An 11803-nucleotide genomic window follows, 5' to 3' on the forward strand; every position below is an offset into this window, starting at 1 on the left:
CAACAACGAGCGGCCCAATATGGGCATCGGCGGCATCACACCCGCACAGAAACTGAAAATGGCCGCGTGAATTCTACTGTAGAGCCCCGTTAAAAACGGGGGGATTACCCCTCTGCCCGCAGTTTGCGATATCAATCAATGAACCGACAGCGCTTTCGATATCTCCAAGGCAAGCTGCTGCTGAGTGTAGGGCTTTCCGAGTCGACCAACATCAAGCTCGACTCCTGATGGCAAGTCAGCATAGCCCGATGCAATCAACATCGGGATGCCGGGGATCAAAGCGCGCGCCGCAACAACCAACTCGCCGCCGGTCATCCCGGGCATCGAATAGTCCGTAATGATGAGGTCAAAGCGAGCATCGCGCTTGAGGATCTCGATTGCCTCTAGACCGGAATGGGCTTCTACAACCTCGTGACCGAGATCCGTCAACATATCTACCGAGCTCATCGCAATGAGAAAATCGTCATCAACGAGAAGAACTCGCTTAGGACTTTGGTTCTCGCCAGCAACATGCTCCTGTGGAGATACTGCCTGGGTGACTTGGTTCTCATCCGAAGCCGGTATCCAAAGTTCCGCGGTCGTTCCGCTCCCAAGCGCGCTCGCCAGCTTGAGGCTCCCATTGAGCTGGTGCGCCAGCCCATGGATCATTGAGAGACCTAGGCCTGTTCCCTTCCCCAGTTCCTTCGTGGAGAAAAACGGAACTATCGCTTTCTCGAGAGTCGCCTCGTCCATCCCATGGCCCTCGTCGATGACCGAGAGAACGCCATAGTCGCCAGGTTTGAGATGGCCTTCCTCCGAGGGAAGGCTCACTTGCTGGAGCGTTATACGAATTGAGCCTCCTGCCGGCATCGCATCACGCGCATTGACGACGAGATTCAGCAGTGCCAGTTCCAATTGATTGACGTCCGCCTGGACAACAACCTGGACGGCCGGCAGGTTGGTCTCGATAATGATGCTGGAACCCACGGACCTCTTCATGAGATCCGCCATGTCGCCGACAAGATTGCCGAGGTTGACCGGACCGACCTGCAGGTCCTGGCGTCGCGCAAATGCCAAGAGTCGCTGCGTTAGTGACGCGCCACGCCGTGCTCCCTGCAGCGCGCCTTCGATCAAGCGAACAGCCTTCGGGTCATGCGCCGTGTGCTTGTGCAGCAACTCAAGGTTTCCGAGTACGGCCATAAGAAGGTTGTTGAAGTCATGGGCGACGCCGCCTGTTAGCTGCCCGATCGCCTCCATCTTCTGAGCCTGTCGAAGCTGCTCTTCCGCCCGCTCGCGCTGAGCCACCTCCGCCATGACGACAGCGTGAGCTTTATGCAGTTCCTCCGTGCGGACCGCAACCCGTTCTTCCAAAGTCTCGTTGAGCTGTCGCTGGTGCTCTTCTGACCGGATCCGGGCGGTGATATCAGACGACACGCCAACCAATTTCAAGGCTTTTCCGGCTCGATCCAGATAGAGTTGCGCGCGGATTTCAGCCCAGTGGACGGATTTGTCCGGCCAAACCGTTCGGTACTCTATGGCGTAGTCCGCGCCCGTCTCTATCGTGTTCCTGACTGCCTCCCGCATCCGATCAAGATCGTGCGGGTGGATACTCGAAAGCAGATCTTCGTATGTGAAGGCCTCGTCGACACCCCGTCCGAAAATCGCCTTGCAGGTCGCTGAGGTCGTCAAACCGAATGTCGCAAGGTCGAGTTCCCAGGCACCCAGGCGCCCAGCCTCCAAAGCTGTTTCCAGCCGCCGCTCCCCCTCGTCGAGCGCCTCCATTCGCAAGCGCGCTTCATATTGCCTGCTTCGCCCCCGTAGAGCAGAGCGAGCGACACTCACGAAGGTTGTGGCATGAAACGGCCGCTCAACGAAGCTGACATTGCCGAGTGCCTCGGAAAGGCGAGCCGCGGCCGGATTTCGCTCCGGCCCACCGCCACGATGCGTGAGGATGATAAAGGGAAGGTCGGACCAGCTTGGCTGGTCATCAATCCAGGCGGACAGTTGTCGTAGATCCGAGGTGCGCAACGCTTCTTCCGTGATGACCGCAAACGAAACGTCTTCCCCCAATCCCAAGACAAATTCACTCAAATCCGCTGCCACTAGGGTGGCAATTCCTGCATCGCCCAGCAAGGTTGATGCAATCTGGGCATCTCTTCCCAGCGGCGCGTGAATGAGAGCGGTAGCGCTTCTGTTAGGAATGGGTTCCACCATCGTCTTTAAGCGTCATCAGTGACTGTTGTTCGCCAACGAATGCTGGCACGCCTCGCAGGATGCCCTGGAAACGGGAGAGTGGTTCCCCCACTGTCAAGCCGACATTGCTAATCCGGAACTCCCGGATCGTATCCTCATGTGGGCCAGTGCGCTTCTTGATGACCGAGACGGCGCGCCTGATCCTTCCCATTGCTTCGAAGTATCGAAGCAAAATTACTGTATCGGCCAAATAGGTAACGTCCACCGGGGACTTCATATCGCCCACCAGGCCATGTTGCGCTACGGTCAGATAGGTGTTCGATCCTTGGCGATTGAGGTATTGCAGAAGTTCATGCATGTGCAGGATGAGCGCGTTCTCCTCCGCCATCGACGCCTGGTAGCCATTGATGCTGTCGATCACGACCGTTTTTGCATCGAAGCTTGCCACTCGGTCGCGCACCCGTTGAGCAAATTCGCCTGGTGAAAGCTCCGCGGCATCCAGTTGCTCGATATGGATAGCACCCCGCTCTCGAAGCTCTTCAAGATCCAGTCCGAGCGCCTTGGTGCGAGAAAAGAGCAAGCCCAGCTCCTCGTCGAAGAGAAAGATCGCGGCCCGCTCTCCACGTTTCACCGCCGCATTTACGAACTGGAGCGCAAAAAGGCTTTTGCCCGTTCCAGCAGGACCGATCAACAAGGTGCTCGAGCCACGCTCAATCCCACCGCCCAGCAATTCGTCCATTCTGGGGATCCCGCTTCCAAGCGGTGTGCGTTCAAAGGTGGTTCGATGCTCGAGCGCGCGCAATCTCGGGAAGACCTCCACGCCGCCCGTCTTAATCGTGAAATCATGATAGCCACCGCGAAACGCCTGACCTCGATATTTCACGATCCGTAGCCGTCGGCGCTCTGACCCGTAATTGGGGGCCATTTGCTCGAGATGCACCACACCATGGACGACGCTGTGAACCGTCTTGTCCATGGTCTCCGCTGTCATGTCATCCAACAAAAGAACCGTTGCACCCGACTTCGAAAAGAAATGCTTCAGGGCAAGGATTTGACGCCGGTATCGCAGCGAGCTCTGCGCTAGAAGCCTGATTTCCGAAAGACTATCGAGCACCACCAGCGAGGGCTGCAGGCGCTCAAAGGCTTCGAAAATCATTTTTGTCGTCTCGCCAAGTTCCAGATCTGACGAGTAAAGCAGGCTTTGCTGCTGATCGGCATCAAGCAGACTTTCCGGCGGCACCAGCTCGAATATCTCGATCTCTGGCGGAAGTTCCATACCATGAGAAAAGGCGGTATCGCGCAGCTCGTCTTCGGTTTCGGACAATGTGATATACAGACACTTCTCGCCGCGGTCCGCCCCATGCTTCAGAAACTGCAGAGCAATCGTGGTTTTGCCCGTTCCCGGTGACCCTTCCAGCAAGAAGACGTGTCGGCGAGTGAAGCCGCCGGAAAGAACGTCATCAAGTCCCTCGATGCCTGTCAGTGCTTTAGTTTCCATATGTCCTTCCTGAGCTGTGGGTCGGGTAGATAGGGCGGTCGCGTAGCATTACAACGGAACAACCCGCACCAAATGCCCCCAGCCCGCCGTTGGCGATCCGACCTCGCGACGAAAGGCTGAATTTATGGACATGGCTCTCGAACGCTCGGGGTCGCTGACCTGCCCCCTTGCCCTGACAATAAATGGCAATCCTTATACGCTGGACGTTTATCCTTGGACGACGCTACTGGACCTCCTGCGCAGTGACCTTGAGTCAACGGGCACAAAAAAGGGTGTGACCATGGTCAGTGCGGCGCATGCACCGTGCTGATCGACGGACAGCGCATGAACGCTTGCCTCAAACTCGCAACAACGCTGGACGGGGTAGCTGTCACCACGGTGAAAGGGCTCGGCACCCCGGATCGCCTCCATTCGATGCAGAAAGCTTTCGTCGAACACGACGCGTTTCAATGCGGCTACTGTACGCCGGGGCAAATTTGTTCCACCGTCGCCCTTCTGCAGGAGGGGCACGCTCGCTCTCGGGAAGACATTCGCGAATTGATGAGTGGCAATCTCCGTCGGTGTGGGGCCTATTCCAATATCGTAGACGCCATCGAGGATGTCCTCGTAAAACAGGCGACCGACCCTCCTATCGGGAGGCCGCGGAATGAAGCCATTTTCCTATTCGCGGGCAGAGACCGTCGCGGATGCCGTCGCGGCGCTCTTTGCCAATCCGCAGGCACAGGTTCTTGCTGGAGGGACCAATCTGGGCGATCTGATGAAATATGAGGTGGTGCATCAGGAAGCGATCATCGATATCAACCGTTTTCCGATGAAGACCATCGAGGAGCTTCCCGACCGTGGTCTGCGCATCGGGGCGCTGGCGAGCACCTCCGCCGTTGCCTATGACGACCTTGTTCAAGCGCAGTTCCCGCTTCTTGCAAGCGCCATTCTCGCCGGCGCCTCTCCTCAACTTCGCAACGCGGCGTCAAGGGGTCTGCTGCGCGAGGTGCATAACGTTAGATCTATTGCCAGAAAGCCCCCTCAATCGGATGACGACGCGTGCGCCGGAAGCCATCGAGACCTCCGGCTGACTGCCCCCCACACACACCGGTCACATGGTGACCTTGGCATTATCACCCATGTCCGGTCGGGCGCTGCTGACCGCGGCGGCCGCCATCTTGATATAGCTGATGATGGTGCCCGGGCTGTCCCAGTATTCAGCAAATTGCGGAGTAACCTTCAGGACACGGATCGAAGGATCGTCGGGATTGTCCCACCACGCCTTTGCGGGGGTTGTCCAGAGATCACGGATTTTCTCGCGGTCGTCGAGAACCTCGGCCGTGCCGGATATCGATACGTACTTCTGGCCTTTGGAATCAGCGAACGCCAGGCAGACATTTGGCTGCTGGGCGATCTCGTCGTCCTTGTGGCTGTCTACGTCCGTCAGAAAGTAGAATGCGTTCTCGATGACCTCGGTATAGCCCGCCATCGGTCGGGCACGCAGCGTGTCTCCGGTGTGCGTCGCAAGCATGCAAAAGCCGATCTTCTCGGCAAGTTCCCATACCTTCCCTTGTTCGTCGTCAGTATGCGCCATTGTCTTCTCCTCAGATGATGAAGGGGTTTCAGTGCGTGCGTCTGCTAATCTAGGTCGATAAGCGCAATGCCGAGATCAGGCCGATGGCTGCGCTTCAGTTCGGCGGGTGTTTCCCGCACCACCACCTCAAGCGTGGGACGGACATGACCTTCCAGAAAATGGCCGCCCTTCGTGCTTCCGTCGGAGAAACCGAGGACCACGTGCAGGTGCAAACTCGCCCTGCCGCTATCGTCCAGTGCAACATCGCCCAGCATGCTGAGGACCTCCGACTGCACCTCGACGGGTATCTTGTGGTAGTTTCTCGTTTCGAATTCGAAGAAGGCGATCGTTGCCGCACGAAACGCGCCGATCGCTGTAATCGACGCAGCGGTCACGTTTTCACGTTCGGCAAAACTTGTGATGCATTTGAAGGCCTCGTCCCCTTCGTCGAGCACGAGGATGAAAGTACGCTCGCCTGCGTCGCTGGCCAGTAGTTTGTGCTTCATCATTTCCTCCGTTGATAGGAGGAAAGGCGATCGGAACGTTTCTGTTCCACAAAATTCTGGGGACGCCACTTCAAGGCCTACCGACCCCACACGTCTCAGATTCTCGCATCAACAGGCTAGTCCGTCGGATGCATGCCAACGAGCCGAAGGATGAGCGTCAGGTAAGTCCGCCCATCAGGCGGCGATACTCCGCCTCCGGCAGGCCATAGCAATCGTGCGCGAAGGCCTCCAGGCCGGGACGGTTCCTGATGATGACGCTGCCGCGCAGCGATCGGATGAGCCCTTCGCCTTCCAGAACATGCAGCGCGGTCGTGACACTGGGCCGTCTGACGCCCAAGAGGACAGAGAGGAGTTCGTGTGTTACCGCCATGTCGTCGCTACGTGAACGATCGTGGCACATGAGAAGCCAGCGGGCGAGCCTCTCATTCACTTCGTGCACCGCGTTCGACACTGCCGTATGCGCCAGCTGCACGGCGAAGCTTTCCATCGACCGGTTCATGATCTGCACGAAAGGCTTGCTCTGATCCATCCAACGCCGAAAGTCGTCGAAGTCCATGCTGTAGCCTTCGGCATCGAGCTGGACCGCCACATCGTAGGAACTGATCCGCGCGCCGGTGACAGCGGCGGTGGGAATGTAACCATCAAAGCCGAAGATGCCGGCTTCCGCACGCCGGCCTGTTGGCGTCGTGATCACGACGGAACCGATACCGGAGGTTAGAAAGTACACCGCATCAATCGGCCGATCCCGGTGGGCCAGCTCCATTCCCTTCGGAAGGACAGCGTGCTTCAGGTCCGGCGCCAACATCTCAAAGTCGACATCCGGTAGGAGCAGCAGGAGATTGTTCGCGGGCGCGGAGCGTAGGGGAGCGGCCATGTTCATGCCTCCTGTTTTCGGGCCGCAGCACAGAGGAGTGCTTGGCACCTACACTTCCGGGATGATGCCGACGATCCACCGAGCTTACGCGTTCCCACGTAAGCCGCAAGGGCGAGAGCGGGGACGCGACGATTGAAGAGACGATGCTACACAAGAGCGGCCGGCCCAATCCTCAGGGCCGGCCGTTTCGTCAACAGCACATGAATACGGTCTTTTGACCGCTCAGCGCCGGTAACGCAGACGTTCCTGCTCGATCTGGGTGGGACCGTACGGATCGAGCGTTTCGTCGAAGCGCGTCCAGCCCTGTTCGGTATAGGCCGCACGGCGCTCGGTCGGGTCGACCAGGTTCGAACGACGAAGGATCGCTTCCGCCTCGGGATAGAGGCTATCCTCGACGCGGGCGGTCACGAGCGTGCCGCCGCGGCGCACACCTTCGGCATAGACATGGGCGTGTTCTTCAGACACGCCGGATTCCGTCATCGCACCGATAAGGCCTCCCGCCGCACCACCGGCAACCGCACCGGCAGCTGCACCGGCCGCCGTAGCGGCAAGCCAGCCTGCCGCAACCACGGGGCCGACGCCGGGAATGGCCATGATGCCGAGACCGGTCAAAAGACCGCCCACACCGCCGACAGCCGCGCCGATGCCGGCGCCCGCTCCAGCGCCTTCCGCTGCGTTCGTATCGCCTGTGCGCCGCTCGTCCACATTGTTCGAGACGATGCTGATGTCGTCCGAGGGGATGCCGCGTGCCTCAAGGGCGTTGACGGCCGCCTGTGCGTCCGAGTAGTCGTCAAAAAGTCCGGTGGCAGTTTTTGTCATGGGGATTTCCTTTTAGTTAGCGACGATGTTGCCCTGGTAGTCGAGCGCGACGTTGACGGGCTTGCCGTCCTTCATCGCGGTGCCGTGCCATACGCCCTTGTCGTCGAGCTTGAGCCCGGCAATATCGGCATAGCCGGCTTCCACGATGCGCTCTTTGGCCTGGTCTTCGGTGAAGCTGTTTGCGCCCTCGACCGGCGCAGTGGCGTTCTTGTCGTCCGGCGTCGCAATCGCGGGTGTATCACCATCGGTGGCGGGCGCCGTGGAGGTCTGGGCGAAAGCGCCAAGGGTCGATGCGCCGACAAATGCGGCGGCGAGCAATAGCTTTTTCATGGTGTCTCCTCGTTGTCAGCCTGTAAAGGCAAGGAGCAAACCGAGATCGAAGCGTTTGGTTCCTCAGTAATCTTCGAGAGGCGTAAAATAACTTAAGGTGCATCGCCGCATTAGACTAGAATGTCGCCATAACCACGCTCCTGCCCTTGCCGGCGCCGCACCGCCATTCGCCGTCGCGCCCTGCCCCTCGTCCTGATCCCGTTATGCGGCTGTTCCGGCACACACTAACTTCATTTGCGTGGAGTTGTGGATTGATCGGTACCTCAGTGAGCGCGAGAGCGGTCCGCCCCTTGCTCTATGCTCCCCTCGCGGATGGTAAGTGCGCAGCCCCGCTCTTTGACATTCCACACTACGCGCAAGCAGGACTATCTTGAAAATATCCGTATCGGACTAGATGCCCTGCACCACGCAGGGCATCTGGATACCGCCAATTCGAAGTGATCTAGTATGCCCTAGAACACCGCTATGTACTTCAACAGCGCAATGATCCCGATGATTATCACGATGATCTGCGCGATTTGCTTCGCGCGTCCGTCAAGCGGCAACCGTCCAATGAGATAGAGAACCAGCACGATTACCAGGAAGGTGATCAGAATGCTGATGAGAACCGATGTAGCCAAAGCCCCAACTCCATAAGCCCGCGCTGAATTGCGTGGTAGTAGCGTAGATATGGCGTGAGCGCGCAAAGGAAAGAGCGGGACTGCCGTACCGCGGCTTCTATCCGACTAGACCGATATGCGTGTAGCGCGACGCGGGCGCACTGGCCTCTGACTTTAGCTATACGAGATCAAACGGCCCTCCTCGCCGGAAATGGCGACAAACCAGCGGCTTCGTAACACGTCGGCGCATGTGTTCGCACATAGTCGAGAGCAGTCGGATATTGTAACTGGGGAAGAAGGACGCCGACCCGAGTATTTCTTCACTAAAATCAACGCCGTAGGCGGAAACTGGCCGAGCGTGCGGGGTTCCAACCCACGATTCGGATTCCCGAATGCCGCATGCCAAGAGCGATCCTATCAGGCGCCGTCGCGGGAGTAGAACATCCGGGCGGATGCCTCGATGATCGAACGGTGCTTGATCGGATTGAAGGTCATGGCAGGGAACATCTCGAAGAGATATTTGGCGAAGCTCTCCCTTGCCTCGTCCGAGGCTTCGAACCAAGGCTCCGCAGTCAATTCGTCAAAAACCGTCTTCAACGCCCCGAGCTCTTCCGGCTGAAACGTTCCCCTGGAACTGTAGATGCCCACGCCCGCCTCCTTTGTGCGAAAGGCGCAAGTCTAGAGGTGCCCCTGTCCAACTCAAAGCGGCAATATCGTACGAAACCGTACCGAGCGGCCGTTTGGCTTGTTTTGGACGTCACTCACCAACGTCACGGGGAACATGGCTATCGACGCCTCGTGCCAAGAGGATTCCCGCACGTACGTCGCGCACACCCTTCACCCGGCGCAGGACGGCGATTAAGTGACGCCGGTCCTCTTGGCTATCGACGGCGCCGTCAAGTTCAGCAACGCCCTCGCGGATCGTGAGATCGAGCATCTCCAGATCAATCCGCCCGTCCTGCTCAAGTGCCTCGAGAATCCGTGCCTCAAGATCATCGTCCGCGATTGCCTCATGCGCATTTTCAGCAAATGGTACCGGTTCGCCTTCGACATCCCGCCCGGCCGGGTCCGAGGTGATCTCGATGCCTTCGTTGACAACCTGGTCCAGGCCAGCGCCGCGTGTTCCGTAGGGCGCATTCTGCCCAGCGCGACGCGCATCATCGCTGTCGGCATAGGGCCAGCCGTCGCGGACATCGCGCTCCTCGTGGTCACGAAAATCATCCTCGCGTGGGGCTCGCTTATGATCGGTCATGGTCTCGCTCCATTCATTCAATCGGTGGGCTATGAAACAGGCCAATCCCATGAGGACCGCCATTGTTCCCGTTAGAGCGTGCCGGGGCGGCCGATCTCGTCCTCAAGCATTTTTCGCGCACGGTTGACCCGACTTTTCACCGTACCGATTTCGCAGCCACACAGCCGCGCCGTGTCGATATAGCTGACGCCCATTGCGACGAGCAGCAATGTGCGGCGTGATCGCGGTGGGAGACGGCCGATTGCGCACCGCAACTCGCTGCGCCGAACCGCCCATTCCTGCGGCGCACTAATACTGAGCCGCTCAAAGACGCCGTCGTCCAGTCCAACCGGTTCCCGGCAGCGGCGGCGATACTCCGTGTTGAACGTGTTGCGCATGATCGTAAAGAGCCACGAGCGAAGTTGCGTGTTTGCATGAAACTGGCGGGAGGACCGCAGCGCGCGCATCACCGTCTCCTGGACAAGGTCTTCCCGATCGCTCAACGAGCAGGTCAGCCTCTGGGCAAACCGCCTCAGCGCAGGCAACTGCGCCTCGATTGCACCATGAACCATTTGAGCTGGGTGCTCGCAGACTAGAGCGTCCATTGATCCCTCCATTTTGAAGGGAACGATCCGCTATGACGATAGTTGCTGTACGATAACGTACGGACACGACGAAAAGAGAATGGAACACATCGCGACTTCGTCAGTCCGTTACGCAGGCCAATGATGTTCAGAGGCGACCATGACCCATTCTTTTTTTTCACATTCGCAGTCGAACGGAACGGATCGAGGATCGGGAAGGCGGAGATTTTGATACCGTTCAGGCAGCACTTGAGGAGGCACGCCTCGCGGCCCGCGAAATACTGGCCGAGGATGTGCGCAAAGGGCAACTGGACGAAACGCGTCTTTTCGAGATCGTCGACGATCAGGGAGAACTGCTGGCGCACATGCCGTTTTCTGAAGCGCTCAAATAGTCGACTGTCCGAGCGACGTCCCGATAAGCCTTTCGTATTCTTTCTCGCATTCGCCGTAGGCATCTCGCGCGAATGCTTCAAGGCCCGCCCGGTTTCGCACACTGACGACGCCGCGCTCGGAATAGATGAGTTTCTTGCCCTCCAGCACATGCAGCGCGGTCGTCACGCTCGGGCGCCGGACGGCGAGCATGACCGCCATGAATTCATGCGTCAGGCTGATATCTTCTCCGTCCACCCGATCGTGGCACATCAGGATCCAGCGCGCGAGCCGCTCGTCAATGTGATGCACGGCATTGGACAGAGCCGTGTAGGCCTGCTGAACCGCAAGCGCCTGGGCGTAGCGGGCTAACAGGGTATGAACTTCGCGATCTTCCGCGAGAACCGCTTTCAGAACAGACGAAGATATTAGATAGGCTTCCCCTTGCATCTGCATATGGATGGAAAAGGGGTCAGCATCCACACCCAGGATCGCCGCCGTCGGACACATGCCGTCTCGCCCGATTATCCCGATTTCGCTATGCTGGCCCTCCGGAGACCGGATAATGACAGATGCGATCCCGCTTTCGAAGAAATAGGCATGCTCCATCGGCTGATGGGGTGAGGAAAGCTGGCGCGAACGAGGCACCTCTATCCGCTCAAGGTATGTTTCAAACCGTACCAGGCTCGTCTGCGGTGAGCGCCGAAGCAGGTAGTTTTGAAACCCGCTCTGCCAAACGTATGCCATCCGACATTCCTATGCGGTTCACCGATCGCACATCTGCCAAAGGCTTCGTTCTTTCCTACATTCAATGGCTGTCCATCTATGACCATAGAACAGGTGACACAAGCCAGCGCCGGCTGTCGGTACGGAAGCGGACAAAGGGGGAGGATGCCCCGGGCGGCCGACGACGCGGAGAGGGAAAACGTCGAGTGTTCGGTGTCGAGCATCTAAAATGTCGGTTGCGCCCTATTGGCACCCAGATCAACCCGCTCGACAATGTCACTTTATCGGCTATGCAGCGCGATTTCAGAGCTCTTGGGTGCCGTGCGGTATCGCTTCGAGAACCAACCGAAACGTCACGATCGGAACACGATTCGCGTCTTGCAGTTCTACGGAAATGGTGTCGATCGGCTCGTTCGGCAGCCCATCTATCGCCATCTCTGCCAGGAGCGTCCTTGCCTCGCCCTGTCCGTCGTCAAATGAACTGAGATTTTTTTGGCCTTGGAAGAGTGGATTTTGCGGCTCGGTCGCGGGTTGATTTAA

14 protein-coding genes and 2 pseudogenes are annotated in these 11803 nt (G+C 58.4%); 3 read left to right on the plus strand and 13 right to left on the minus strand.

The genetic code is table 11. From position 1 onward, the window contains the following. Positions 1-135: 135 nt before the first annotated feature. Complete coding sequence (locus ACT6VE_RS33715; protein ID WP_444802530.1) at positions 136-2193, minus strand: ATP-binding protein; 2058 nt, start codon at positions 2191-2193, stop codon at positions 136-138. Continuing rightward, complete coding sequence (locus ACT6VE_RS33720; RefSeq protein ID WP_444802531.1) at positions 2174-3670, minus strand: ATPase domain-containing protein; 1497 nt, start codon at positions 3668-3670, stop codon at positions 2174-2176. Before ACT6VE_RS33720 ends, ACT6VE_RS33715 begins: the two co-directional genes overlap by 20 nt. Before the next feature lie 124 nt (positions 3671-3794). Here ACT6VE_RS33720 and ACT6VE_RS33725 point away from each other — a divergent pair. Together ACT6VE_RS33725 and ACT6VE_RS33730 are read left to right on the plus strand one after the other, a co-directional pair. Next, positions 3795-4276 (plus strand): annotated as a pseudogene (locus ACT6VE_RS33725) ((2Fe-2S)-binding protein); the annotation flags it as partial. 40 nt (positions 4277-4316) lie between these two features. After that, positions 4317-4586 (plus strand): annotated as a pseudogene (locus ACT6VE_RS33730) (FAD binding domain-containing protein); the annotation flags it as partial. A 177-nt stretch (positions 4587-4763) separates the two neighbouring features. Here the strand turns inward: ACT6VE_RS33730 and ACT6VE_RS33735 are convergent. From ACT6VE_RS33735 to ACT6VE_RS33775, 9 genes are all read right to left on the minus strand, one after another. Then, positions 4764-5246 carry a pyridoxamine 5'-phosphate oxidase family protein gene (locus ACT6VE_RS33735; protein WP_444802532.1) on the minus strand — a complete coding sequence of 161 codons (483 nt, stop codon included), beginning with the start codon at positions 5244-5246 and terminating at the stop codon, positions 4764-4766. Between the two features lie 44 nt (positions 5247-5290). Then, positions 5291-5731 carry a PPC domain-containing DNA-binding protein gene (locus tag ACT6VE_RS33740; RefSeq protein ID WP_444802533.1) on the minus strand — a complete coding sequence of 147 codons (441 nt, stop codon included), beginning with the start codon at positions 5729-5731 and terminating at the stop codon, positions 5291-5293. A gap of 157 nt (positions 5732-5888) precedes the next feature. Next, positions 5889-6605: a Crp/Fnr family transcriptional regulator gene (locus ACT6VE_RS33745; protein WP_444802534.1), complete on the minus strand. Its 717-nt coding sequence runs from the start codon at positions 6603-6605 to the stop codon at positions 5889-5891. A 222-nt stretch (positions 6606-6827) separates the two neighbouring features. Next, positions 6828-7424, minus strand: a complete 597-nt coding sequence (locus tag ACT6VE_RS33750; protein WP_444802535.1) for a general stress protein — start codon at positions 7422-7424, stop codon at positions 6828-6830. A 12-nt stretch (positions 7425-7436) separates the two neighbouring features. Then, positions 7437-7754 carry a PepSY domain-containing protein gene (locus ACT6VE_RS33755; protein WP_444802536.1) on the minus strand — a complete coding sequence of 106 codons (318 nt, stop codon included), beginning with the start codon at positions 7752-7754 and terminating at the stop codon, positions 7437-7439. Between the two features lie 452 nt (positions 7755-8206). Beyond that, entirely contained in the window at positions 8207-8374 is a 168-nt protein-coding gene (locus tag ACT6VE_RS33760) for a Thivi_2564 family membrane protein (protein ID WP_308311332.1), read from the minus strand. A gap of 396 nt (positions 8375-8770) precedes the next feature. Continuing rightward, a complete protein-coding gene (locus tag ACT6VE_RS33765; protein ID WP_444802537.1) occupies positions 8771-9001 on the minus strand; it encodes a hypothetical protein in 231 nt (76 codons plus the stop codon). Positions 9002-9110: 109 nt separating this feature from the next. Next, complete coding sequence (locus ACT6VE_RS33770; protein ID WP_444802538.1) at positions 9111-9605, minus strand: BON domain-containing protein; 495 nt, start codon at positions 9603-9605, stop codon at positions 9111-9113. 71 nt (positions 9606-9676) lie between these two features. After that, a complete protein-coding gene (locus tag ACT6VE_RS33775; protein WP_444802539.1) occupies positions 9677-10201 on the minus strand; it encodes a sigma-70 family RNA polymerase sigma factor in 525 nt (174 codons plus the stop codon). Between the two features lie 170 nt (positions 10202-10371). Here ACT6VE_RS33775 and ACT6VE_RS33780 point away from each other — a divergent pair, with 170 nt between their 5' ends. Continuing rightward, positions 10372-10560, plus strand: a complete 189-nt coding sequence (locus ACT6VE_RS33780; protein ID WP_444802542.1) for a DUF6894 family protein — start codon at positions 10372-10374, stop codon at positions 10558-10560. Here the strand turns inward: ACT6VE_RS33780 and ACT6VE_RS33785 are convergent. Further along, entirely contained in the window at positions 10553-11284 is a 732-nt protein-coding gene (locus ACT6VE_RS33785) for a Crp/Fnr family transcriptional regulator (protein ID WP_444802540.1), read from the minus strand. The genes ACT6VE_RS33780 and ACT6VE_RS33785 overlap by 8 nt on opposite strands. Positions 11285-11566: 282 nt before the next feature. After that, positions 11567-11803 (minus strand): hypothetical protein (locus ACT6VE_RS33790; protein ID WP_444802541.1); only part of this gene is annotated, 237 nt, incomplete at its 5' end.

Origin of the sequence: Shinella sp. (assembly GCF_052438155.1) — a bacterium.
Classification (GTDB): Bacteria; Pseudomonadota; Alphaproteobacteria; order Rhizobiales; family Rhizobiaceae; genus Shinella.

Coding starts and splice junctions, on each gene's coding strand:
- ACT6VE_RS33715 (WP_444802530.1), bottom strand. CDS start 2,193: ATGGTGGAACCCATTCCTAACAGAAGCGCTACCGCTCTCATTCACGCG.
- ACT6VE_RS33720 (WP_444802531.1), bottom strand. CDS start 3,670: ATGGAAACTAAAGCACTGACAGGCATCGAGGGACTTGATGACGTTCTT.
- ACT6VE_RS33735 (WP_444802532.1), bottom strand. CDS start 5,246: ATGGCGCATACTGACGACGAACAAGGGAAGGTATGGGAACTTGCCGAG.
- ACT6VE_RS33740 (WP_444802533.1), bottom strand. CDS start 5,731: ATGAAGCACAAACTACTGGCCAGCGACGCAGGCGAGCGTACTTTCATC.
- ACT6VE_RS33745 (WP_444802534.1), bottom strand. CDS start 6,605: ATGGCCGCTCCCCTACGCTCCGCGCCCGCGAACAATCTCCTGCTGCTC.
- ACT6VE_RS33750 (WP_444802535.1), bottom strand. CDS start 7,424: ATGACAAAAACTGCCACCGGACTTTTTGACGACTACTCGGACGCACAG.
- ACT6VE_RS33755 (WP_444802536.1), bottom strand. CDS start 7,754: ATGAAAAAGCTATTGCTCGCCGCCGCATTTGTCGGCGCATCGACCCTT.
- ACT6VE_RS33770 (WP_444802538.1), bottom strand. CDS start 9,605: ATGACCGATCATAAGCGAGCCCCACGCGAGGATGATTTTCGTGACCAC.
- ACT6VE_RS33775 (WP_444802539.1), bottom strand. CDS start 10,201: ATGGAGGGATCAATGGACGCTCTAGTCTGCGAGCACCCAGCTCAAATG.
- ACT6VE_RS33785 (WP_444802540.1), bottom strand. CDS start 11,284: ATGGCATACGTTTGGCAGAGCGGGTTTCAAAACTACCTGCTTCGGCGC.